This is a genomic window from Streptomyces sp. CA-142005, from assembly GCF_050942335.1.
Taxonomy (GTDB): Bacteria; Actinomycetota; Actinomycetes; order Streptomycetales; family Streptomycetaceae; genus Streptomyces.
Window position 1 is genome coordinate 4,116,793 of the sequence record NZ_CP192078.1, and the last position, 23,270, is coordinate 4,140,062.

A 23,270-nucleotide genomic window follows, 5' to 3' on the forward strand; every position below is an offset into this window, starting at 1 on the left:
AAAACAAGGGTGCATAGCCCGGATGCGCTTGGGTAGCCGCGCCGCCATGGCTCCACCACTTGGGAACGACGTACACACATTCCGGTCGGAAACAAGACACGTCCGACACACCCGGCGTTCGGTGCTCGGTGGCCTCGCCGCCCTCGGTGTGCTCGGCGCGGCGGGCTGCTCCCGGGTGGCCGCGGCGTCGGACAAGGAGGGCGGAGACCTGCTCGACCGGCTCCGCGCGCAGGGCGTCGTACGGCTCGGGATCGCCGGTGAGATCCCCTTCGGCTACATCGACAAGGACGGGCAACTCACCGGTGAGGCGCCCGAGCTGGCCAAGGTGATCTTCAGGCGGCTCGGGGTCGACCGGGTCCAGCCGGTGCCCACCGAGTTCGGCTCGCTGATCCCGGGGCTCAACTCGCAGCAGTTCGACGTCGTGGCGGCCGGGATGTACGTCAACCCGGACCGCTGCGAGCAGGTGATCTTCGCCGATCCCGACTACCAGATGCTGGATTCGTTCATCGTGCGGAAGGGCAATCCGCTGGGGTTGCACTCCTACAGGGACGTCGTCGCGAAGAAGGCCAAGTTCGCCACCGGCACCGGATACGCGGAGATCCAGTACGCGGTCGAGGCCGGGTACAAGCAGAGCGACATCCTGATCGTCCCGGACCAGGTGGCCGGGCTGAACGCCGTCGAGGCGGGCCGTGTCGACGTCTTCGCCGGTACGGCGCTCACCACCCGCGAGGTCGTGAAGAAGTCCGCCAAGACCGAGGCGACCCGGCCCTTCGCGCCGCTGGTCAAGGGCAAACCGCACGTCGACGGCGGCGCGTTCGCGTTCCGCCCGACCGAGACGAAGCTGCGCGACGCCTTCAACGTGGAGCTGCGCAAGCTGAAGAAGAGTGGGGAGTTGTTCCGGATCCTTCGGCCCTTCGGGTTCACGAAGGCCGAGATGACCGACCTCACCGCGAAGGAGCTGTGCGGCGGATGACCTCGGGACTGTGGGAACTGGTACTGAAGGGCGTCTGGACCACCGTCCAGCTGCTGGTGTTCAGCGCGCTGCTGGCCGCCGCGGTGTCCTTCGTCGTCGGCATCGCGCGGACGCACCGGCTGTGGATCGTGCGGTTCGTCGCCGGCTTCTACACCGAGGTGTTCCGCGGCACCTCGGCGCTGGTGATGATCTTCTGGGTGTTCTTCGTGCTGCCGGTCGCCTTCGGCTGGCAGCTGGTGCCGATGTGGGCGGGCACGCTGGCACTCGGGCTGACCTACGGCGCGTACGGCTCGGAGATCGTGCGCGGCGCGCTGCAGTCGGTCGATCCGGCGCAGCAGGAGGGCGGCATAGCGCTCAGCTTCACCCCGGCCCAGCGGCTGCGGCTGATCCTGCTGCCGCAGGCGGTGCCGGAGATGATCCCGCCCTTCTGCAATCTGCTGGTCGAGCTGCTCAAGGGCACCGCGCTGGTGTCGGTGATGGGCATGGGCGATCTGACGTTCAGCGCGAATCTGGTCCGGCTGGCGCTGCAGCAGAGCGCGGAGATCTACACCTATGTGCTGCTGATCTACTTCGTGATCGCCTTCCTGATCACGCGGCTGATGCGGGGCCTGGAGAAGCGGCTGAAGGCCGGGATCGGCAAGGACGCCGGGACGTTCTCGGCGGCGCGTGAGCTGAAGCGGGCGCAGACGACCGGAGTAGGGGGGCGCGTCGCATGAAGTGGGACTGGAACGCCGTCAGCGAGTTCATGCCGCACTTCTGGGACGGGCTGCGGGTCACCCTGGAGGCCCTGGCCCTCGGTTCGCTGCTGTCCTTCAGCCTGGGCCTGGTGTGGGCGCTGCTGATGCGGACGCCGAGCCGGTGGGTGCGCTGGCCGGTCGGGGTGGTCACGGAGTTCGTGCGCAACACCCCGCTGCTGGTCCAGCTGTTCTTCCTGTTCTACGTGCTGCCCGAGTGGAACGTGACCTTCTCCGCGCTGACCACCGGTGTCTTCGCGATCGGCCTGCACTACTCGACGTACACCATGCAGGTCTACCGCGCCGGTATCGAGGCGGTGCCCCCCGGCCAGTGGGAGGCGGCGACCGCGCTGAACCTACCGCGACGGCGGACCTGGACCGCGGTGATCCTGCCGCAGGCCATCCGCCGCGTGGTCCCCGCGCTCGGCAACTACGTGATCTCCATGCTCAAGGACACGCCGATGCTGATGGTGATCACCGTGCTGGAGATGCTCGGCCAGGCCCGGCTCTTCTCCCAGCAGCACTTCCAGTTCACCGAGCCGGTCACCGTGATCGGTGTGGCCTTCATCCTCATCTCCTATCTGGCCTCCCTTCTCCTGCGAGCTCTGGAGCGACGCCTTGTCCGTTGAGACCCGTCCGCAGCCCTCCGCCACCGACGCCCAGCCCACCGAGCTGATCCGCCTGCAGAACGTCACCAAGCGGTTCGGCGCCAACACCGTGCTCGACCGGCTGGACTTCTCCGTCGACGCCGGCCGGCACGTGACCCTGATCGGCCCGTCCGGATCCGGCAAGACGACGATCCTCAGGCTCCTGATGACCCTCACCAAGCCCGACGAGGGCACGATCACCGTCGACGGGGAGCAGCTGTTCCCGGCGCCGGAGAAGCAGGTCCGCGAGGTCCGCAAGAAGATCGGCATGGTCTTCCAGCAGTTCAACCTGTTCCCGAACATGAGCGTGCTGCGGAACATCACCGAGGCGCCGGTGCAGGTCCTCGGGATGTCCAAGGACGAGGCCGAGGAGCGCGCCCGGGAGCTGCTGGAGCTGGTGGGGCTGACCGACAAGTGCGACGCGAAGCCGACCCGGCTCTCCGGCGGTCAGCAGCAGCGGGTGGCGATCGCCCGGGCGCTGGCGATGCGGCCGCAGGTGCTGCTGCTGGACGAGGTGACCTCCGCGCTCGACCCGGAGCTGGTCGCGGGCGTCCTCGACGTGCTCAGGGACATCGCGCGCACCACCGACATCACCATGCTCTGCGTGACCCACGAGATGGGTTTCGCCCGCGACATCTCCGACCGGGTGCTGATGTTCGACGGCGGCCGGGTGATCGAATCGGGCTCCCCGGAGCAGATCTTCAACGAGCCGGAGCAGGACCGCACCCGGGAATTCCTCAGCGCCGTCCTGTGACTACGGCGCGTGGATCCGGAAGACACCGAGGTCCAACCGCTGGGTCATGACTTTGGCATATGCCAGGGGGTCTGCGCCGCAGTTGGGAGGGGTCGGGCGGGTGCAAGAATCTCGCCAACCCCCTCTCCCCGGACCGGGTTTGCCCGTTATCGTGGTAACGATCCACCGACCGGATCTCGCGGCACACACAGGCGAGCGAGCGCAGGGGGAACACCGTGGCGCTGAGGAACGAGCCGACCGCCCCGTACCACTCCGCCCAGGACGCCCTGCGCGTACTGGAGACCGTCGCCCGGCACTGCGCCGGCGTCACCGACACCGAGCTGGCCCGCCGCACGGGCCTCGACCCCGAGCGGCTCACCGCCCTGCTGCTCATGCTGCGCCGGGAGGGCTATGTCGAGCAGATCGCCGACGGGGCGTACGTCACCGGCGACACCCTGCGCCGCCTCACCTCCGCGCACGACCGGGAGCGGGCGCTGCGCGAGAAGCTCCAGCACACCCTGGACCGGCTGCGCGACTCGGTCGGCGCGGCGGTCTACATGAGCCGGTACGTCGACGGCGAGGTCAAGGTCACCCAGTACGCCGCCGGGCCGACCACCCCGGCGGTCAACGAGTGGGTCGACTTCCGCACGGCCGCCCACGCCACGGCGGTCGGCAAGAGCCTGCTCACCCAGCTGGACCACAACGCCCGCCGCGACCACCTCTCCCGGCACAAGATGGCCCGCCTCACCTCGCGCACCATCACCAGCGACAAGCTGCTGCTGTCCCGTCTGGAGTCCCAGCCACCGACCGTGCCGGTCCTGGACCTCCAGGAGTACGCGATCGGCACGGTCTGCGCGGCGGTCCCGATCACGGCGGGCGCGTCGGTGGGCTGCCTGGCGCTGTCGCTTCCCGTGGAGCACGCCCACCGGCTGAAGCAGGCGGCGGACACGCTGAACCGCAGCGCGGCACCGGTGCTGCTCTCGCTGACGATCTAGCCGGTCCGGGGGTGGTCACAAGCACCCCTGCGGACCAGGTAGTATTTTCTTCGTCGCCGACCGCGGAAGGAAACAACCGCGGTGGGCGGGAGTCATGCGCCGCTAGCTCAGTTGGTTAGAGCAGCTGACTCTTAATCAGCGGGTCCGGGGTTCGAGTCCCTGGCGGCGCACGATGACGATGGCGAGCCACGTCCGCAAAAAGCGCGGACCTGGCTCGCCATCTCTCTTATTGCGCGGCTGCGCCGCGCGTGGTGGGGGCTTCGCCACCCACACCCCCTTCGGTATCCGCGTCCGTGAGCCTCTGGTACACGTCCTCCCCCTGTGGCCGCCACCACACCGGGTCCGAGCACGCATACCCCTCCCGCCGCAGCAGCGCCCGGTGGATCTTGTTCGTGGCCGTCACCGGCATCCGCTCCACCACCCGCACGAACCGGGGCGCCATCTTCGTTCCCAGGTCCGGCTGGGCCGCCAGGAACTCCGTGAAGCCCGCCGGATCGAAGGACCCGGCGATCGTCGCCATCACCTGGTCCCCGGTCACCGGGTCCGGCACCGCGTACACGGCGACGGCCGCCGCGCCCTGGTAGCGGGCGACGATGTTCTCGATCATCGCGGGGGCCAGGTTCTCCCCGTCGACACGGATCCGGTCATCGGTACGGCCGGCGAAGTACAGATAGCCGTCGGCGTCCCGGTAGAACAGATCACCGGTCCAGTACGCCGCGCCCCTGCGCCGCTCGGCCTCGGCGGCCGGGTTCCTCCAGTACCCCTCGAAGGGGTTCGGCCCCCGGTTCACCAGCTCGCCGATCGCCTCCTCCCCGTTGCGCAGCCGCCCGGCCGGGTCGAACACGGCCGGCGGGCACTCGCGCCCGGTGGCGGGGTCGAGCACCACCAGGCCGGGGCCGGCCGGTCCCACCGCGCCCTTCGGCGTGCCCGGCGCCCACTGGATCGCCGCGCCGCCCTCGGACGAGCCGTACCCCTCCACCAGCCGGACCCCGAACCGCCGCTCGAAGGCCGCCGCGTCCACCGCACCCGCCTCCGTGCCGAACCCGAGCCGCAGTGGGTTGTCGCGGTCGTCCACGCGCTCCTCGGTGGCGAGGACGTACTGGACGGCCCGCCCGACGTAGGTGAAGTACGTCGCCCCGAACCGGCGCACGTCCGGCAGGAACCCGGACGCCGAGAACCGCCGCCGCAGCGCGATACCCGCACCGGCGGCCAGCGCGGGCGCCCAGTCGGCGATCACCGCGTTGCCGTGGAACATCGGCATGCAGATGTAGTGCACGTCGTCCGCGCGCACCCCGAACTGCCGCACCAGCGCCTGCCCGGCCGCCGCCAGCCGGCCCTGGGAGCAGAGCGCGGCCTTGGGGGCGCCGGTCGAGCCGGAGGTGAAGTACAGCAGCAGCCGGTCGGCGGGTGCGGCGCGGGAGGGGTCGGGCGCGGCGTCGGCGTAAGGGGCGAGGAGGGCGGCGTACTCGGGGGAGTCCGTGACGAGCAGCCGTATTCCCCCATGCTCGACTGCGCTCGCGCGGGGGGACCCCCCTGGAAGGCCGAGCCCTGCCAGCAGGGGCAGGTGGGCCCGCTCGGTGACCAGGAGCGGGCACTGGGTGTGCAGGATGTCCCGGGCGAGTTCGGGCCCCCGGCGGGTGGGGTTGATCCCGGCGACGGCCGCGCCGGCCAGGGCGGCGGCGCCGAGCCAGAGCGGGAACTCCTCGGTGTTGTCGAGGAGCACGCCGACATGCGGTACGGCGCCCGGGGGCAGCAGGTCGGCCAGGAGCGCCGCGCGGGCGGCGGCGCCCGCGGCGACCTGGTGCTGCGTCAGCGTGCGCTCCTCGCACCTGAGCCCCGGCCGGTGGTCGCCCCACCGCGCGGCGACCAGCTCGGCGACCGTGCGCGTCATGGACTCCATGGAGGCGCACGGTAACTGACATGGCGTCAGATGGGGAGACTAGGGCAGGAAGCCGTCCGCCATCGAGAAGACGGAGTGGGCGACCACCATGAAGGTGACGCAGCCCGCGATGAACACGCCGAAGAACGCCACCACGCAGCCGGACTCGGCGGCGAGCCTCCCACGCGCCGGGGCGTGCGCCGTCGCCTGTTCGGGTCGCTCGGCCGTGTAGTGCACGGTGACGATGTCGCCCTCGACCCGCGTCCCCGGCCCGTTGCTCTCCTCGAAGCGGACGGTACGGCCCTCGCGGGTGGTGAACTCGTACACGTGGTGGAGCGTCGTGCTCACGGAGGTCTCACCGCCGCCGCTGGTCGTGGTGTACGTCCGCAGGCAGCGCGCCTCTGCCGTCAGCCCACCGTTCCAGGCCCGGCGCACCTCCCGCGATCTGCGCAGGAGCCTGACCAGGGCGAAGACCGCCAGGGCGATCATGAGCGCGGGCACGGCGTAGAAAAACAGCTCGAACACGAGGTCCCCCCGAGGTCGGTACGCCGCTCCGCTCGGCCGGCGTGCGAGGAACGTACCCGCGGGTAGGGGCGGTCGGCCTCAAGGGAACCTCAGTTTCCGTGCTGTGGCGGAACGGTCCTCAGAAGGTGACGTCCGAACAGGCGTAGAACGCGTTGCCCGTGTCGGCGATCGTCCACACCGCGAGGATGACGTGGTGCCCGCTCAGCCCGCTCGGCAGGGTGCCGCTGTGACTGAGGGTGGCCGGCGGGCGCTGGCCGTTGTACGGGACCGTCAGGAACGGGGTGAGGTTGAGGTCCGAGCGGGACAGGGCGTGGTTCTGGTTCCATCCCTGCTTGGTGACGTAGTACTTGAAGTCCGTCGTGGCGTGCTGGGCGGTGAACTGCCAGCGGAAGGTGTACGTCTGGCCACCGGTCACCCTCGTGGTGGGCCAGGCTCCGCCGGACGGGGTTTTCGGCGAGCTGAGCTGGGCGAACCGGCTCAGGCCGCCGTTGCAGATCTGGCCGTCGGCGGGTCCCGCGGCCGGGAAGCCCTTGGGACCCTCGACGCTCTGTGGCTCGTACTGGATGTCGCCGCAGCCCGTCACCGTGCCGTTGGCGCACAGCTTCTGCCTGCTGACGGGGAGGTCGGTGTAGCCGTGCCCGCTGGCGCCGCCGGTGGAGAGCGCGAACGCTCCGGCGGTCACCACGCCCAGCACGACCGCGGACAACCTGGTCCTGGTGTGCATACTGCCGCTCCTGGAGAACGTGGGGAGTTCGGTGAGCTGTGCAGGTAGGTCTAGACCAAGTGCCAGGTTATTGCCGCTAGTTGAGCATGTCCATACCAATAGCAGGCCGGGCTGCGACGGCTCCCCCGCGGCTTACGACGGCTCCCCGCGCCCCCCGCAGAAGGCCACCGTCAGGTCCCGCACCAGGACCTTCCGCTCGTAGTCGTCGAGTTCGACCAGGCCACGCGCGGTCAGCCGGTTCACCGTCTCCTCCACCGAGTCCAGCACCGAGTCCAGCATCCCGGCCCGCTGCCGGGCATCCAGCTCGGCGATCCGCCGCCGGTGCACCGCGCCGGCGACCTCCGGGGCGTACTCCACCGTGAGCGGCTGCACCGAGAACACCTCCAGGCCGACCGGCGCGGTCTCCTCCGCCACCAGCCGGGTCAGCGCGTCCCCGGCCGCGGGCACCTCGCCGCCCGCCCTGTCCGCCGGCTCCACCGGCACCCGGGCCAGCGCCGCCTCCACGCACTCGCGCAGATATGTCTCGTGGTCCTCGATGCCGAGCACCGCCCGCGCGGTGTCCCGCATCCGCCACACCACCAGCACCACCACCCTGAGCGGCATCCCGTCGGGATCCGCCGCCGGCATCGCCTGGCTGCGCCAGTGCCGCAGCCGTACATCGACCCGATGGCGCGGCAGCAGCGGGTTCACCCAGAGCAGCCCCGTGCGCCGTACCGTCCCCCGGTAGCGGCCGAACCGGCCGAGCACCCAGGCCCGCCCGGTCCGCCCCCGGGTCAGCCCGCCGAAGCCCAGGATCCCGAGCGCGCTGGCCCCGGCGTACGCCGCCCACTGCGCCGGACCGAACCCCGCGCCCAGGGACGCGGGCAGCCGCAGCGCCTCTACCACGGCCGGCGGGAGCAGCCCCGCCCACCAGGACGTGGCCAGACAGCCGGTGATCCCGAAGGTCCCGGCCAGCACTCCGGCCGCCCCCGGCAGCACCGCCGCCGGGCGCTCCTGAAGTTCCGGGTCGACCTCCGGCAGCGGCCTGCGGCGCACCGGCGCCGGGAGTGCCGGGCGCGGCTGCTCGCCGGTGCCCTGCCGGCGAATCACCAGGGCGGGCTTGATCGGCACCGTCACCGGGTTTTGCGGGTCGGGGTCGTCGCGGAAGAGCATATTGACGGGGATCTCGGTGGTCGCCCCGTCGTGAATCAGCCGCTCCGGACGCCCATCCGGCTCCAGGGCGCCCTCCGGCTGCCCCTCGGATTCGGGCGGTGTGTGTGATGTGGTCGTACTCATGCGTGCCTCCAGCCTCCGCGCTAGATACGTCGTGTACAGGGGATCGGGTCGGACGTGCAGGGGGCTCCGGTCGGTGACGGGCCACCCTTGGGCAGAGTTCGGGGTCGGGAACAACGTGCTCGGGGTCGCGGGCGGTGGTGTGTGCGGGTGGTCGATCGGCCTGCCGCCGCGGCCGGGTGGCCGGTGACGTGGCCGGTTGGTCACATGCTCGGGTCCGCCTCCGCGAACAGGCGGCGCCAGGTTTCCGGGCCCGGGTAGCCGTCCGCCGCGCCGCCGCGCCAGCCCTGGGCACGCTGGAAGGTCTCCACCGCACGCCGGTCGGCCTCGCCCCAGCGCGGACCGGGGCCGGCGGGGTAGAACCTGCCGAATCCTTTCTCCACCAGTCGGCGGCCCAACTGCGTGATGTAGGCGTTCTCCTCACCCGGACGGAAGCGGTTCCGACCCGGATAGCCGGGCACTCCGTGCGAGGCCGGCACTCCCTGCGGAACCGGCACGCCTTGGGAGGCGGGCCGGGCGGGCGCTGCCGCCGCCGGGGTGAGGGGACCCCGGGTGTAGTGCGGCCTGCCGCCCTTGGCCATCAGCATCCGGCCGAGCAGGGTGACGTACTTGTTGCCGGCGCCCGGGTGGGGGACCCCCTTGCCGGCCGCCTCCGGCCATGCGCCCCCCTTGCCGGAGGGGAGGCCCTTGTAGCGGTAGGGGACGTACTTGCCGGCGTTGCTCCAGTAGGGATACGGGGTGGCCTGGCTGCGGGTGCGCGGGGGTGTCTGCTCGTAGACCGTGTAGTAGGTGTGCGTGTAGTCCGTCCAGCCGCCGAAGATCACCACGTGAGAGCCTCGCTCCGGGTTGTCGACGTTGTGGTACAGCAGGATGTCCCCGGGCTCCAGCTCCTCCTTGGCGATCTTCACGGCGAACTGGTCGAGGCTGCCCGTCCACTCGTTGCCCGGCAGGCCCCAGGCCATGGAGACATAGCCGGAGCAGTCCTGCCGGTAACCGTCGGTCCAGTAGTCGCTCATGCTGTACGGCACCTGGGCGGCCACCCAGACCTTGGCCCGTTTGATGATCCTGGTCCGGGTGGTGGCGGGAATCGGGGCGGTGCCCGGCCCCGCCGGGGTGCCCTTGGGGCCGTGCAGCGGGGCCTGGGTGCCCTGGGGAGTGTCGGGCTCGCCGTCGCCGGGGACGTGGGGGCGCGCCTCGGCGGGGCGGGCGGGGGTGACGGCGCCGTCGGCCGGGCCGGCCGCACCGAGGACGGCGGACGCGGCGGCCACGGCCACGATTCCGCAGGCCGCCGGGCGGGCGCCGGGGCGACTGGAGGGCGTGCGGGGGCCGGCCCGCCGCCCCTGGGCGCAACCGGCGCAGTCACAGTCGGCGGCGGGGTCGAATTCCTCGAAGGCCGGAGCCGTCATGCGATCTGCCTCACATTCCGAGCTGATTTGTCCGCGAGTGTGCACGTTGGTCAGTTTCCCAACTCGCCGCCGGACTGCCACATTGACGGTCCGAATGATGTACACGCCCCTCCGCGCCGCCGACTGGCCACCTGGGGGTGGTCATGGGCACCCCTCAAGGTCAGGTAGAGTTATCTGCGTCAGCAGGCGCCGCTAGCTCAGTTGGTTAGAGCAGCTGACTCTTAATCAGCGGGTCCGGGGTTCGAGTCCCTGGCGGCGCACGATGACGATGGCGAGCCATGTCCGCGAAAAGCGCGGACCTGGCTCGCCATCTCTGTTATTGCGCGGCTGCGCCGCGCGCAGTGGGGGCTCCGCCACCCACACCCCCGCCGGAAGGCCCCTCGCGAAGGCGAGGGGCCTTTCGCATGTCCGAAAATCACCCCTGTCCGGAACAGCGCCCTCCCCACGACTGGCCGGATACCCTCTGGCCATGGCAGCCCGGGACCTCCAGGAGCGGATCAAGAAGCTGATCGTCGACCGACGGCTGCCCTCGGGTGCCCCGCTGCCGACCGAGCCGGAACTGATGGAGTACCTCGGCGCGAGCCGGAACTCCGTGCGCGAGGCCCTGAAGGCGCTGCAGGCGATGGGGATCGTGGAGATCCGGCACGGGTTCGGGACGTACGTCGGCTCGATGTCGTTCGCGCCCATGATCGAGGGGCTGGCCTTCCGCACCGTCGCCGGGCACTACCGCGGCGAGGACTCACTGCTGCAGCTGCTGGAGCTGCGCGAGGCCGTGGAGACCGGGCTGGTCTCGCGGCTCGCCGGGCGGCTGCCCGAGGCGGACCTCGTTGAACTGGACGCCCTCGTGAACCGTATGGAACAGGAGGCCGCCGAGGGGGCGGGCCTCGCCGAGACCGACCGGGCCTTTCACGCCACCCTCTACCGGGGGCTGGACAACGTGTTGCTGAGCGAGGTGCTGGAGGCGTTCTGGGACGCCTTCCACCGGGTGCAGCGGGATCTGGTGGACGTGCCGCAGGACCCCAGGGTCACCTGCCGCCAGCACCGGGAGATCCTGGACGCGGTCCGGTCCGGCGACTCACTGCGGGCGGAGGAGGCCATAAGAGATCACTTCGGCAACGTCCGTGTCCGCCTCTCCACCAGCGGCGCGCCCCGGCAATCCGAGACCCGCGGCACATCCGGACCCTCCGGGACCACCGGCGCGCCGCCGTCTCCCGAGCCCCACCCGCGCCACAATGAACGGGTTTGACCGGTAAACACCGCGTTTCGCATCTTGCGATCATGCGGAGCGCCGTAGAACCCTGGATGTCCAAGCTGCCGTCGTTTGGCGGGAGTTGGGGGGAAGCAAACGGTTGCCAGACGGCGGGGAGGGGGCCCCGCTCATCAACCGATGCCGAGGGGGGCATCAATGCAACCGGAAGGTCGCCGTCCCGTGTCCATAAGGTGGGGAAGACGTGGGAGCTGCGAGCCACCACAGCAATCGAACACGCGATGACCTGCGTGTGGGGGGAATGACTCATGACGTCGACGCCGTCGGGCGCCGGACAGAGCCACGTTCACGACGACCCGTCACAGACCACACAGCTCAGGGTGATCGGCCACCGGACGGGCCAGTTCCGCCGGATCAGGAAGAGCCTGCCGAGATACGACTACGAGCACTACAGCCGGCTCGCGGGCCCCCTCACCCAGCCCGACCCGACCAAGCCGTACCAGGTGCAGTACCGGTCGCTGCTCTCGCAGGAGCCGCACCGCATCCGTGCCGCGCTCATGCTGGGCGCGGCCCCCGTGCTCTCCCTGGTCCTGCTGTTCTGGCTGCTGCAGCCCGAACACTGGACCGAACGCGACTATCCCGCCCACGACTTCCTGCCGGCGCTCGACGTCGTCATGCTCGTCTCGATCGGCCTGATCGAGTTCTTCCGCTGCATGAACGTGCTGTCCAACGCGCACGCCACCCTCGTCGCCCGCGACCCGGTCCCGGTGGTCCCCGAGAGCGGCACTTCGATCGCCTTCCTCACCACCTATGTGCCCGGCAAGGAGCCGCTGGAGATGGTGACGAGGACCCTGGAGGCGGCGGTGAAGCTGCGCCACCGGGGCCTGCTGCACGTGTGGTTGCTGGACGAGGGCGACGACCCGGAGGTCAAGGAGGTCTGCGCCCGGCTCGGCGTGCACCACTTCACCCGCAAGGGCGTCGAGCGGTGGAACCGGCCCAAGGGCCCGCACCGCGCCAAGACCAAGCACGGCAACTACAACGCCTGGCTGGAGGCGCACGGCGACGACTACGACTTCTTCGCCTCGGTCGACACCGACCACGTGCCGCTGCCCAACTACCTGGAGCGGATGCTCGGTTACTTCCGCGACCCGGACGTCGGCTTCGTCATCGGCCCGCAGGTGTACGGCAACTACGACACCTTCGTCACCAAGGCCGCCGAGTCCCAGCAGTTCCTCTTCCACGCCCTGATCCAGCGCGCCGGCAACCGCTACGGCGCGCCGATGTTCGTCGGCACGTCCAACGCCGTGCGCATCAGCGCCATCAAGCAGATCGGCGGCCTGTACGACTCCATCACCGAGGACATGGCGACCGGCTTCGAGATGCACCGCGCCAAGAACCCGGCGACGGGGAGGAAGTGGAAGTCCGTCTACACCCCGGACGTGCTCGCCGTCGGCGAGGGCCCGAACGCCTGGACGGACTTCTTCACCCAGCAGCTGCGCTGGTCACGGGGTACGTACGAGACGATCATCAAGCAGTACTGGAAGGGTTTCTTCACGCTGCCGCCCGGCAAGCTCTTCAACTACACGATGATGATCGTCTTCTATCCGATGTCCGCCCTCAACTGGATCCTCGCGGCGCTGAGTTGCGCCCTGTTCCTGGGCCTCGGCGCCTCGGGCGTGAACATCGACCCGACCGTGTGGCTGATGCTGTACGGCAACGCCTCCGCCCTCCAGATCGGCCTGTACATCTGGAACCGGCGGCACAACGTCTCCCCGCACGAGCCGGAGGGCTCCGGCGGTGTCGCGGGCATGGTGATGTCCGCCCTGTCCGCGCCGATCTACGCGCGCTCCCTGATGGACGCCGTACTGCGCCGCAAGAGCAGGTTCGTGGTCACGCCGAAAGGTGAGTCGGCGAGCCCCGACACGCTGTTCGGGACGTTCCGGGTCCACTGGTTCTTCATCCTGGTCTTCGCCGGCTCGCTCGCCGCCGGCTTCGTGTTCGGGCACTCGCACCCCGCGATGATCACCTGGGCATCCTTCGCCCTGCTGATCACCGCCTCACCGATCCTCGCCTGGCGGTACACGCTGCGGCAGGAGCGGAAGCGGCCGCAGCCGGCGGCGGCCACGGGGCCCGCCGAACCGCAGGACGCGGTGCCCGCGGCGTACGCGGCCCATCTGCCCCTGAAGCGGCCCACCTGGGCGGCCGACGAGCAGCACGGGGGCCGGGGCGCGGACCGGACCGGGGAGAACGAGCAGACCATGCAGATCGCCCTTGGCGGACTTGGGGGACGTAAGGAATGAAGGACCAGGCCGGCCGCCGTCGCGCCCGCAGGCTCGCGATCGGTACGGCGGTGGTACTCGCGCTGGCCGGGATGAACGGGCCGTGGCTCTACCGCTTCGGCACCGCGCAGTACCACCACTACAAGATCAACAGACCTGAGTACAAGGCCGAGAACGGCCACTGGGACATCATCGAGTTCCCTCCGGAGTACCGCCAGGACACCATCCACGCGGCGCTCCTGCACACCGGCAAGGTGCTGCTGGTCGCCGGTTCGGGCAACAACCAGGAGAACTTCGACAAGAAGAAGTTCGACACCCGGATCTGGGACCCGGTCAAGGGCACGATCAAGAAGATCCCCACGCCCAACGACCTGTTCTGCACCGGCCACACCCAGCTCGCCAACGGCAACCTGCTGATCGCGGGCGGCACCAAGCAGTACGAGAAGCTCAAGGGTGACGTCAAGAAGGCCGGCGGCGTCATGATCCTCTACAACGAGAACCCGGACAAACCGATCACCCTGCCCGCGGGCACCAGGTTCACCGGCAGGCAGAACGGCAAGACGTTCGTGTCCCAGGACCCGGTGCTGGTCCCGCGCGCCACGAAGGTCTTCGACAAGTCCGGCAAGTGGCTGCGGAACAACCCCGGTTACGGCCGTGTCTACGTCGAGGCGCAGGCCGAGGGCAGCCAGTACGAGACCGGCACCCAGGACAACTACCGGATCCAGGGCCTGACCGGCGCCGACGCGCGCAACACCTACGGCATCGCGCAGAAACTCGCCCTCGACAAGAAGGACTTCGAGGGGATCAAGGACGCCTACGAGTTCGACCCGGTCGCCGAGAGGTACATCAAGGTCGACCCGATGAACGAGGCCCGCTGGTACCCGACGCTCACCACCCTGTCGGACGGCAGGATCCTCAGCGTGTCGGGCCTCGACGACATCGGTCAGCTGGTGCCGGGCAAGAACGAGATCTTCGACCCGAAGACCAGGAAGTGGACGTACACCAGGACGGTCCGGCAGTTCCCGACGTATCCCGCGCTGTTCCTGATGCAGAACGGGAAGATCTTCTACTCGGGTTCGAACGCGGGGTACGGACCGGACAACGTCGGCCGCGAGCCCGGCATCTGGGACGTGGACACCAACACGTTCACCAAGCTGCCCGGGCTGAGCGACGCGAACATGATGGAGACGTCCGGGACGGTGCTGCTGCCTCCGGCGCAGAACGAGAAGTTCATGGTGATCGGCGGTGGCGGCGTCGGTGAGTCGAAGCTGTCCAGCAAGAGGACCCGGCTGATCGACCTGAAGGCGAAGAAGCCCGCGTTCGTGGACGGTCCCGAACTGGAGAAGGGCACGCGCTATCCGCAGTCCTCGGTCCTGCCCGACGACACGGTGCTGGTCTCCGGTGGCTCGGAGGACTACCGGGGGCGCAGCGACTCCGACATCCTGCAGGCGCGGCTGTACCACCCCGACAGCAACAGCTTCACCCGGGTCGCGGATCCGCTGGTGGGGCGGAACTACCATTCCGGGTCGATCCTGTTGCCGGACGGGCGGGTGATGTTCTTCGGTTCCGACTCGCTGTACGGCGACAAGGCGAACACCAAGCCGGGGACGTTCGAGCAGCGCATCGAGATCTACACGCCGCCGTATCTGTACCGGGACGCGCGGCCGACGCTCGGCGGAGGTCCGCGGACGATCGCCCGCGGAGCTTCGGGGACGTTCACGTCGGATCACGCGGCCAGTATCAAGAAGGCGCGGTTGATCCGGCCGAGCGCGTCCACGCATGTGACGGATGTGGATCAGCGGTCGATCGCGTTGGACTTCAAGACGGCCGGGAACAGGATCACGGTGACGGTGCCGAAGAACCGGAACCTGGTGCAGTCCGGGTGGTACATGCTGTTCGTGGACGATGACCAGGGCACGCCTTCGAAGGCGCAGTGGGTGCGGGTGCCGTAGCCCGCACCCTCAAGGCCGGCTGTTCTTCGCCAGTTCAAGGGCGTAGGTGGCCCACCAGTCCCCCGCCTTCGGGCCACCCTTGCACGTGCCGTCCGACTCCCCCGGCCGCTTGACCCACAGGTAGGCGTCCACCAGGGGGTCGGCCGTCTTCGTCGTCGGGGTTTCTCCCAGGGCCCGGCCCGGCGGGTTGCACCAGCGCTGGGCCGGATCGCCGCCGGTGTAGGGGCCGTTGCCGTTGCGGCTGGTGTCGATGACGAAGTGCTTGTCGCCCACCTTCGCCGAGAGCTGCTTGCCGTAGGCGATGGAGTCCTGGGTGGAGTAGAAGTTGGAGACGTTGACGGAGAAGCCGTCGGCCTGGTCGATGCCGGCCTGCCGGAGGGGCTGGAAGATCTGGTCGGGGTGGCCCCAGCCGGCGTTGCCCGCGTCCAGGTAGACCTTGGTGTTCTTCAGGGACTTCAGCCTGGCGATCGCGCCCTTGAGGAGGTCGTAGCGCTCCTCGTGGAACTGGGCCGGGGTGCAGCCGTCCGCGAGGTGGAGCACGGCGTCCGGTTCCAGGATCACGATGGCGGAGCGGTCCTCGATACCCCGGGCCACACCGTCGATCCAGGCGCGGTAGGCGTTGCCGTCGGCGGCGCCGCCCTGGGAGTACTGGCCGCAGTCCCGGTGCGGGATGTCGTAGAGGACGAGCAGGGCCGTGCGGTCGGACCTCTCTGCGGCCTCGGTGAAGCCGCGCGCCTCCTTCTCCGGGTTCTCCGGGCCGATCCACTCCCCCATCGGCTGCTCGGCGATCCTGCGGATCTGCGCGGCCTCGGTCTTCTTGCCGGACTTCTCGTAGGCGGCGACCTGGCGAGCCGCGGTGCCGTCCGGGTTCACCCAGAACGGGTCGGCGGCCTTGGGCTGTTGGGTGATCCGGGCCCCCGGGTCGCCGTGGTCGTCCCCGCCGCCGGAGCATCCGGCGAGCAGCAGTGCCGCCCCCAGCACCACCGCCGCCGACGCCCGCGCGGACGCACGGGCCCCCCTGCTGTCGTACATGCGATTCCCCCCTGGTCCCCCCTGGGCGCACCGGTCCGGGTGCCAATCCTGGCATATCCGGCCGGTCCCTCACGAGGTCGCGCGGTCGCACTGCGGGGTGTACGGGGCGGGGCGTACGAGGGTCAGCGGGCGGTTCCGGTGAGGTAGGCGGAGACCACGACGTTGGCCGTGTAGCTGTGCAGGGCGCGGTCGAAGCGGCCGCCGCAGGTGATCAGGCGGAGTTCGGCGCGGCCGGGCCGGTGCGGGCCGTAGGCCTGCCGGGCGTCGAAGCCGACGCGGGGCAGGACGCGGACGTCGTCGATGACGAACTGGGCGACCTTGCCGTCCGAGCGGACCACCCGGACCGTCTCGCCGGGCTTGAGGGTGCTGAGCTTGTAGAAGACCGCGGGCCGGGTCTCGGTGTCGACGTGCCCGACCAGGAGCGCCGCGCCCTTGGCGCCGGGTGTGGCGCCGGCGCCGTACCAGCCGACCACGCCCGGCTGGTCGAACGGGGGTGGGTCGACGGCGCCCTGGGCGTCGAGGCCCCGGTTCACCACCGGTGCCTGAACGCCCAGTTGGGGGATGTCGACGCGCTGCGGCACGGCGTCCGCCCCGAGCGGCTTGGCCGGGCTGGGCAGCCGGGCGGCCTGGGCGGGTGCGATGCCGAACAGGTTGCCCGTGGCCGGGCCGTCCGTGGTGTGCGGTACACCGGTCAGCCCGCGCCCCCACAGCCACAGCCCGAACAGCAGCACCGCCCAGGTCAGGCAGGTGATGAGCCGCTCGGTGCCGGTGGTGCGCTCGCGGTCGGCGGACATGGGCCGCGCTCAGCGGGCGCCGCGGCCGCGACGGGCCCGGAGTCCGACGGCGACCGCCGCGATCCCGGCGAGGGCCAGGCCGGTCACCGTCTGGACGGTGTCGGGGCCGGAGTCGGTGGTGGCCACCGTGGCGAAGCGGGCGGTGCCTCCGCCGCCCGCGGGGACGGGGGCGACGGGGGCGACGGGCGAGGCGGGCCCGAGGGGCCAGCGGCCGGGATCCAGGTACTGCCCGGTCGCCTGGCCCGGCACCGCTCCGCCGCCGACCACCGTGATCCGGCCGGTGACCACGTAGTCGGCGCAGGTGATCCTGACGTCGTAGGCGCCCGCCCTGAGGCCGGAGCGTACCCGGGTCTCACCGGACAGGATGCCGCCGTTGCCGGTCAGCCGGGCGTCGGTGACGAACGCGTCCGAGACGGCGGTGCCCTGCGGACCGGAGCAGCCGCGGACCCGCACGGACACGTCGGCGCCGGGTAGGGGGGCCGCGGGCGTCACGGAGACCGCGCCTCCGTCGGCCGCGTGGGCCGCCGGAGTGCACGCGGCGACGGCCAGGATTCCTGTACAGAGAGTGAGGCGTAGTGAGCCCATCGTGAACCTCCAGTTACCAGGAGGCTCCCCCGCCCCGGGCGCCTCCGCATCCTCGGGAGGCACCCGATTGCTCCGAACGGGTGGATGGGCGTTTGAGAACCCCAGGTCAGACCGAATGGGCCCGGGTCGGATCCGGTCCGGACCAAGTTCAGACGAGGTCGACCAGGTCCGCGATGGAGTCGGCGACCTGCGAGGGGCGGAACGGGTAGCGGTCGACGTCGTCGGGCTGGGTGACGCCGGACAGCACCAGGAAGGTGCGCATCCCGGCCTCCAGGCCCGCGAGGACGTCGGTGTCCATGCGGTCGCCGATCATCGCGGAGGTCTCCGAGTGGGCCCCGATCGCATTGAGCCCGGCCCGCATCATCAGCGGGTTGGGCTTGCCCACGAAGTACGGCTTCTTGCCGGTCGCCGCGGTGATCAGGGCGGCGACCGAGCCGGTGGCGGGCAGGTCGCCCTCGGCGGAGGGGCCGACGTTGTCCGGGTTGGTGGCGATGAACCGGGCGCCGTCGTTGATCAGCCGCACGGCCTTGGTCAAGGCCTCGAACGAGTAGGTACGGGTCTCGCCGAGGATCACGAAGTCGGGCTCGTGGTCGGTGAGGATGTAGCCGATGTCGTGCAGCGCCGTGGTCAGGCCGGCCTCGCCGATGACATAGGCGCTGCCGCCGGGCCGCTGGTCGTTCAGGAACTGGGCGGTGGCCAGCGCCGAGGTCCAGATGTTCTCCACCGGCACCTCGAGGCCCATGCGGTTCAGCCGGGCGTGCAGGTCGCGGGCGGTGTAGATGGAGTTGTTGGTGAGCACCAGGAAGGGCCGCCCGGACTCGCGCAGCTTCTTCAGGAAGGCGTCGGCGCCGGGGATCGGGACGCCCTCGTGGATCAGGACACCGTCCATGTCGGTGAGCCATGACTCGATCGGCTTGCGGTCTGCCATGTCGTGCGTCTCCTGGCGTGCGTACGGTCAAGAAAGCGGGGGCGCCGGAACCACGGCGTACCGACGCCCCTAGCCTAATCAGCGCGGCCTGATCTTGACCCCGTCGTACGGCGGCCGACCGGCTCAGCTCCCCGTCGCCGACTTCCAATCCTCGATGTACGAGGCGAGGTTCTTGTCGATGTCGTTCCAGTCCGGCTGGAAGGTCTCCACGCCGTCCATCAGCTTGGTGAGGGCGGCGGCGTTGGCGTCGGTGGCCTTGACGTCCCGGCGGGCGGCGAACCCGCCGCCGATCTCGCTGACCTCCTGCTGCTGCTTCCGCGCGAGCATGAAGTCGAGCAGCTTCCTGCCGTTCTCGCTGTGCGGGGCCTTGGTGACCAGGCCGGCCGCGTAGGGCAGGGCGAAGGTGGTGGGCTTGCCGTCCTTCCCGGCCGGGAACCAGATGCCGAGGTTGGGCATGGCCTTGGACTGGGCGTAGTTCATCTGCACGTCGCCGTTGGCGACGAGCAGTTCGCCCTTGTCCACCTTGGGCGCGAGCTTGCCGGTGGAGGCGGACGGGCCGACGTTGTTGGCCTGGAGCTTCTTCAGGTAGGCGAGTGCCTGCTCCTTGCCGCCGAAGTCGTGGACGGCCTTGATGAGGACGGCGGTGCCGTCACCGGCGACACCGGGGGTGGAGTACTGGAGCTTGTTCCTGTACGTGCCGTCGAGCAGCTCGTCCCAGGTCTTCGGGGCCTGCTTCAGCTCCTTCTTGTTGTAGACGAACCCGAAGTAGTTGTTCACGACGGAGATCCACGTGCCGTCGGCGGCCTTGTCGGCGCCGGCGACCTGGTCCGCGTCCTTCGGGCGGTACTTCTGCAGCAGCCCCTTGCCGTCGGCCTCCTGGATGAACGGTGGCAGGGTGACCAGCACGTCGGCCTGCGGGTTGGACTTCTCGCGGACGGCGCGCTGCACCATCTCGCCCGACCCGCCCTCGACGTACTTGACCTTGATGCCGGTCTGCTGGGTGAAGTCGGCGAAGACCTTGTCGTACCAGCCGTCGCCGTTCTCGCCCTTGAGGCCGTCGGCGCTGTAGACGGTGACGGCCTTGGCGTCGGAGGCGGCGGAGGAGCCGCCGCAGGCGGACAGCACGGGGCTGGCGAGCAGGGCGAGGGCTACGGCGGGCGTGAGGCGGTTTCCGGACATGGCGAGGCCAACTCCTGGCGTGGTGGTGACGGGAATTACCGGGGGGTTCAGCGGTACGAGGCCCGGGTGCGGATCCGGGAGACGGCGAACAGGACGAGCAGGGTCGCGGTCATCAGCACCACGGCGACGGCGGAGCCGGTGAACAGCGCGCCGCGGTCGGTGGCCGCGTAGATCAGGACGGGCAGCGGGGTCCAGTCCGGCGGATAGAGCATCATCGTGGCGCTCAGCTCGCCCATGGACAGGGCGAAGCAGAGGCCGGCGGCGGCGGTGAGGGAGGGCAGGAGGAGGGGGAGGCGGATCCGCCACAGGACGTAGGCGGGCCGGGCGCCGAGGGAGGCGGCGGCCTGTTCGCAGGCCGGGTCGAGGCGGGTGATCGCCGCCGACACGGACTGGTGGGCGAAGGCCGTGACCAGCACGGTGTGCGCGAGGATCACGATCCACCGGGTGCCGTTGAGCAGCATCGGCGGCTTGGAGAAGGCGACCAGGACCGACAGTCCGACCACGACCGACGGCACGGCGACCGGCAGCACGAACAGGGCGTCCATGAGCCGCCGGTACCGCTTCTTCAGGGCGGTGGCGGCCAGCGCGGCCCAGGTCCCGGCGGTCAGCGCGAGCAGGCTGGCCGCGGTGGCGGTGAGCAGGCTGGTGGTGAGCGCCTGGAGGGCCTCGCCGCGGGTGGCGGCACGGTAGTTGACGCTGGTCGGTCCCGAGGGCAGCACGCCGGACCAGTGGGTGGCGAAGGAGGCGCCGAGGACGACGAGCAGGGGAAGCGCGAACACCGGCACGAACAGGACGAGGAACACCGCCCACACGGCCCACCTGGCCTTGCGGCTATGCACCAGCACGACGGCTCACCACCCGGTAGAGGCCGTAAAGACCCACGGAGATCAGGACGTTGACGACGGCGACCACGCACGCGCCCGGATAGTCGGACTCCAGGATCGCCTTGCCGTAGACGAGCATGGGCAGGGTGGTGACCCCCTTCGCGCCGGTGAACAGCACGATCCCGAACTCGTTGAGGCACAGCACCAGGACGAGACTCCCGCCGGCCGCGAGCGCGGGCAGCGCCTCCGGCAGGATCACCCGCCGTACGATCCGGGGTGCCCGCGCCCCCAGCGAACTGGCGGCCTCCAGTTGCGCGGTGTCGACCTGCGAGAAGGCGGCGAGCAGCGGCCGCATCACGAACGGCGTGAAGTAGGTGACCTCCGCCAGCAGCACACCCCAGGGCGTGGTGAGGAACTGGAAGGAACCGATGATCCCGGTGGTGCCGTAGATGAACAGCAGCGCCAGCGTGATCAGGAAGGACGGGAAGGACAGGTACACGTCGATGAACCGCGCCACCCCCTTCGCCCCGGGAAACGGCACGAACGCGATGACCAGCGCGAGCAGGAAACCGAGGACCAGACAGCCCACGGTGGAGGCCGACGCCAGCCAGACGGTCGTCCACAGCGCGTTCCGGAAGGCTTCGGAGGCGAAGACGTCGGCGTACGGCTGGAGGGAGGTGCCCCCGCTGTCGGGCTGGAAGGACTGCTGGACGACCAGGGCGAGGGGGTAGAGGAAGAAGAGGGCGAGGAGGGCCAGGGGAGGAAGGGCCCACAGAAGCGCCCCGAAGGGGCGCGGGGAACTGCGCGCCCCGCCACGAACGACCCGCGCGTCCTGGACGGCCTCAGCCATGGCTCACCCCTGCGGGCAGCAACACGGCATCCTCGGGAGCGAAGTGCAGGCTCACCGAATCCCCGTGTCGTGGCGGATCCCTCAGCTCACGCACGTCCGCCATCACAGCGTGCCCGTCGACCTCCACGTACAGCCGATGCGTGGCGCCACGCCACTGGATCTCCCGTACGACGCCCGCGAGTTGGTTGGCACCGGTCCCCAGCCCGACGACATGTGGCCGTACACACAACGTGGCCCGCGCCCCCGCGACCACACCCGCCGTGTCGACCTTCACCTCCGTCCCCGCGAACTCGACTCCCCCGGACCGCACCGTCACCGGCAGGAGATTCGCACCGCCCACGAAGGACGCCGTGAACGCATCGGTGGGCGCCCGGTACAACTCCTTCGGCGTCCCGCATGCGCGCAGCCTCGCCTTGTCCATGACCGCGATCCGGTCGGCCAGTGTCAGCGCCTCGACCTGGTCATGGGTGACGTACAGCATCGACAGGCCGGGCAGCTCCCGGTGCAGCCGGGCGAGTTCGGCCAGCATCCCGGACCGCAGCTGGGCGTCCAGCGCGGACAGGGGCTCGTCGAGGAGCAGCACGTCCGGCCGGATGGCCAGCGCGCGGGCGATGGCGACGCGCTGCTGCTGTCCGCCGGATAGCTCGCGCGGGTGCCGGCGGGCGTAGGCGGCCATGCCGGTCATCTCCAGCGCCTCGGCGACCCGCTGCCGTATCTCGCTCTTGGGCGTCTTCTTGGCCCTGAGCCCGAAGGCCACGTTCTCGGCGACCCGCATGTGCGGGAAGAGCGCGTAACTCTGCACGACCATCCCGATGCCGCGCCGGTACGGCGGCAGGTCCGTCACGTCCCGGCCGCCGAGGAGCACCCGCCCGGACACGGGTCGTACGAATCCGGCGACCGCCCGCAGCGCGGTGGTCTTGCCGGAGCCGGACGGCCCGAGCAGCGCCATGACCTCGCCGGGCTCGACGGTCAGGTCGAGCGATTCGAGAGCGAGGTTGTCGGCGTTGCCGTCGTAGGCGACGGTGACGGAGTCGAAGCGGATGCCCATCTCAGCGGTCTCCCAGCAGCAGCGCGGGCAGGTCGGCGACGGAGTCGAGGACGTGCGTGGCGCCGGCCGCGCGGAACGCGTCGTCGCCGTGGGCGCCGGTGCGCACCCCGGCGACCAGCCCGGCCCCGGCGCGCACCCCGCTGAGCACGTCGTAGGAGGTGTCCCCGACGACGGCGACCTGCCTCACGTCCTCGGCGGCCTTGGTGCGGACGAAGGCCTCCAGGACCATGTCCGGGTACGGCCGCCCGCGCCCGCCGGCGTCGGCCGGGCACAGGGTGAGCGGGACGAGGTCCCGCCAGCCGAGGGCGTCGAGGACGGCGTCCTGGGTGACGCGGGCGAAGCCGGTGGTCAGGACGACGGTACGGCCGTGGTCCGCCAACTCCCGGACGGCCTCCTCGGCTCCCGGCACCGGGGCGACCAGACCGCCCTCGACGAGTTCGCCGTACGCCTTCTCGAAGGCGGTGTTGGCGCGCCGGGCGCGGTCCTCGGCGCCGAACAGGTGCCGGAAGACGGAGATCTTGGACTCGCCCATGGTGGCGCGGACGTAGGCGAGGTGCTCGGCGTGCTCGGCCGAGCCGGGGGCGACGCCGAGCTCGGTGGCGGCCGCCTCGAAGGCGCGCTCGACCAGTCCGCCGTCGGCGACGGTGGTGCCGGCCATGTCGAGGACGACGAGCCGGATGTTGTCCGGGGTGTGGGTCATGGTG

The 23,270-nt window shown here is 70.4% G+C and carries 22 protein-coding genes and 2 tRNA genes; 10 read left to right on the top strand and 14 right to left on the bottom strand.

Annotation, left to right across the window (positions count from 1 at the left end):
* The first annotated feature begins 46 nt into the window (after positions 1–46).
* The 6 genes from ehuB to ACQPXS_RS19360 all read left to right on the top strand — a co-directional run bounded on the left by ehuB (position 47) and on the right by ACQPXS_RS19360 (position 4,252).
* Complete coding sequence (gene ehuB / locus ACQPXS_RS19335) at positions 47–973, top strand: ectoine/hydroxyectoine ABC transporter substrate-binding protein EhuB (protein ID WP_433450621.1); 927 nt, start codon at positions 47–49, stop codon at positions 971–973.
* Entirely contained in the window at positions 970–1,689 is a 720-nt protein-coding gene (gene ehuC / locus ACQPXS_RS19340) for an ectoine/hydroxyectoine ABC transporter permease subunit EhuC (protein WP_365323339.1), read from the top strand. Before ehuB ends, ehuC begins: the two co-directional genes overlap by 4 nt.
* On the top strand, positions 1,686–2,336 hold the full coding sequence (gene ehuD / locus ACQPXS_RS19345; RefSeq protein WP_351808740.1) for an ectoine/hydroxyectoine ABC transporter permease subunit EhuD: 651 nt from the start codon (positions 1,686–1,688) through the stop codon (positions 2,334–2,336). The genes ehuC and ehuD overlap by 4 nt, the downstream gene beginning before the upstream one ends.
* Positions 2,326–3,108, top strand: a complete 783-nt coding sequence (gene ehuA, locus ACQPXS_RS19350; RefSeq protein ID WP_433450623.1) for an ectoine/hydroxyectoine ABC transporter ATP-binding protein EhuA — start codon at positions 2,326–2,328, stop codon at positions 3,106–3,108. Before ehuD ends, ehuA begins: the two co-directional genes overlap by 11 nt.
* A gap of 215 nt (positions 3,109–3,323) precedes the next feature.
* Positions 3,324–4,082, top strand: a complete 759-nt coding sequence (locus tag ACQPXS_RS19355) for an IclR family transcriptional regulator (RefSeq protein WP_433450625.1) — start codon at positions 3,324–3,326, stop codon at positions 4,080–4,082.
* A gap of 96 nt (positions 4,083–4,178) precedes the next feature.
* Positions 4,179–4,252, top strand: a tRNA-Lys gene (locus tag ACQPXS_RS19360).
* Positions 4,253–4,308: 56 nt separating this feature from the next.
* Here the strand turns inward: ACQPXS_RS19360 and ACQPXS_RS19365 are convergent.
* The 5 genes from ACQPXS_RS19365 to ACQPXS_RS19385 all read right to left on the bottom strand — a co-directional run bounded on the left by ACQPXS_RS19365 (position 4,309) and on the right by ACQPXS_RS19385 (position 9,888).
* Entirely contained in the window at positions 4,309–5,982 is a 1,674-nt protein-coding gene (locus tag ACQPXS_RS19365; protein WP_433450627.1) for an AMP-binding protein, read from the bottom strand.
* A gap of 39 nt (positions 5,983–6,021) precedes the next feature.
* The gene (locus tag ACQPXS_RS19370) at positions 6,022–6,450 is read right to left on the bottom strand and encodes a DUF3592 domain-containing protein (protein WP_433455864.1); all 429 of its coding nucleotides are present in this window, start codon (positions 6,448–6,450) and stop codon (positions 6,022–6,024) included.
* Between the two features lie 154 nt (positions 6,451–6,604).
* A complete protein-coding gene (locus tag ACQPXS_RS19375) occupies positions 6,605–7,210 on the bottom strand; it encodes a lytic polysaccharide monooxygenase auxiliary activity family 9 protein (protein ID WP_351808755.1) in 606 nt (201 codons plus the stop codon).
* A gap of 132 nt (positions 7,211–7,342) precedes the next feature.
* A complete protein-coding gene (locus ACQPXS_RS19380; protein ID WP_433450629.1) occupies positions 7,343–8,485 on the bottom strand; it encodes an SPFH domain-containing protein in 1,143 nt (380 codons plus the stop codon).
* A 200-nt stretch (positions 8,486–8,685) separates the two neighbouring features.
* A complete protein-coding gene (locus tag ACQPXS_RS19385; RefSeq protein WP_433450630.1) occupies positions 8,686–9,888 on the bottom strand; it encodes a peptidoglycan-binding protein in 1,203 nt (400 codons plus the stop codon).
* A gap of 186 nt (positions 9,889–10,074) precedes the next feature.
* Here ACQPXS_RS19385 and ACQPXS_RS19390 point away from each other — a divergent pair.
* From ACQPXS_RS19390 to ACQPXS_RS19405, 4 genes are all read left to right on the top strand, one after another.
* Positions 10,075–10,148, top strand: a tRNA-Lys gene (locus tag ACQPXS_RS19390).
* 209 nt (positions 10,149–10,357) lie between these two features.
* Entirely contained in the window at positions 10,358–11,134 is a 777-nt protein-coding gene (locus ACQPXS_RS19395) for a FadR/GntR family transcriptional regulator (protein ID WP_433450632.1), read from the top strand.
* Positions 11,135–11,403: 269 nt separating this feature from the next.
* Positions 11,404–13,395 carry a glycosyltransferase family 2 protein gene (locus ACQPXS_RS19400; RefSeq protein WP_433450633.1) on the top strand — a complete coding sequence of 664 codons (1,992 nt, stop codon included), beginning with the start codon at positions 11,404–11,406 and terminating at the stop codon, positions 13,393–13,395.
* A complete protein-coding gene (locus ACQPXS_RS19405) occupies positions 13,392–15,326 on the top strand; it encodes a galactose oxidase-like domain-containing protein (protein ID WP_433450634.1) in 1,935 nt (644 codons plus the stop codon). The genes ACQPXS_RS19400 and ACQPXS_RS19405 overlap by 4 nt, the downstream gene beginning before the upstream one ends.
* Before the next feature lie 9 nt (positions 15,327–15,335).
* On the opposite strand, the gene ACQPXS_RS19410 is transcribed toward ACQPXS_RS19405, so the two are convergent.
* The 9 genes from ACQPXS_RS19410 to ACQPXS_RS19450 form a co-directional block, all read right to left on the bottom strand.
* Complete coding sequence (locus ACQPXS_RS19410; protein WP_433450636.1) at positions 15,336–16,358, bottom strand: glycoside hydrolase family 6 protein; 1,023 nt, start codon at positions 16,356–16,358, stop codon at positions 15,336–15,338.
* Positions 16,359–16,480: 122 nt separating this feature from the next.
* On the bottom strand, positions 16,481–17,152 hold the full coding sequence (locus ACQPXS_RS19415) for a class F sortase (RefSeq protein ID WP_433450638.1): 672 nt from the start codon (positions 17,150–17,152) through the stop codon (positions 16,481–16,483).
* A 9-nt stretch (positions 17,153–17,161) separates the two neighbouring features.
* A complete protein-coding gene (locus ACQPXS_RS19420) occupies positions 17,162–17,737 on the bottom strand; it encodes a hypothetical protein (RefSeq protein WP_433450639.1) in 576 nt (191 codons plus the stop codon).
* Between the two features lie 148 nt (positions 17,738–17,885).
* Positions 17,886–18,665 (bottom strand): HAD-IIA family hydrolase, encoded by a 780-nt coding sequence (locus ACQPXS_RS19425; protein WP_351809725.1) that lies wholly within the window; start codon positions 18,663–18,665, stop codon positions 17,886–17,888.
* A 123-nt stretch (positions 18,666–18,788) separates the two neighbouring features.
* Positions 18,789–19,844, bottom strand: coding sequence for a 2-aminoethylphosphonate ABC transporter substrate-binding protein (locus ACQPXS_RS19430; RefSeq protein WP_433450641.1), 1,056 nt, complete (start codon positions 19,842–19,844; stop codon positions 18,789–18,791).
* Between the two features lie 47 nt (positions 19,845–19,891).
* Positions 19,892–20,689 carry an ABC transporter permease gene (locus ACQPXS_RS19435; protein WP_433450642.1) on the bottom strand — a complete coding sequence of 266 codons (798 nt, stop codon included), beginning with the start codon at positions 20,687–20,689 and terminating at the stop codon, positions 19,892–19,894.
* Positions 20,676–21,518 carry a 2-aminoethylphosphonate ABC transporter permease subunit gene (locus ACQPXS_RS19440; protein ID WP_433450644.1) on the bottom strand — a complete coding sequence of 281 codons (843 nt, stop codon included), beginning with the start codon at positions 21,516–21,518 and terminating at the stop codon, positions 20,676–20,678. The genes ACQPXS_RS19435 and ACQPXS_RS19440 overlap by 14 nt, the downstream gene beginning before the upstream one ends.
* Positions 21,511–22,566, bottom strand: a complete 1,056-nt coding sequence (locus tag ACQPXS_RS19445; protein ID WP_433450646.1) for an ABC transporter ATP-binding protein — start codon at positions 22,564–22,566, stop codon at positions 21,511–21,513. The genes ACQPXS_RS19440 and ACQPXS_RS19445 overlap by 8 nt, the downstream gene beginning before the upstream one ends.
* Before the next feature lies 1 nt (position 22,567).
* Positions 22,568–23,266: a phosphonatase-like hydrolase gene (locus ACQPXS_RS19450; protein ID WP_433450647.1), complete on the bottom strand. Its 699-nt coding sequence runs from the start codon at positions 23,264–23,266 to the stop codon at positions 22,568–22,570.
* Positions 23,267–23,270: the final 4 nt, after the last annotated feature.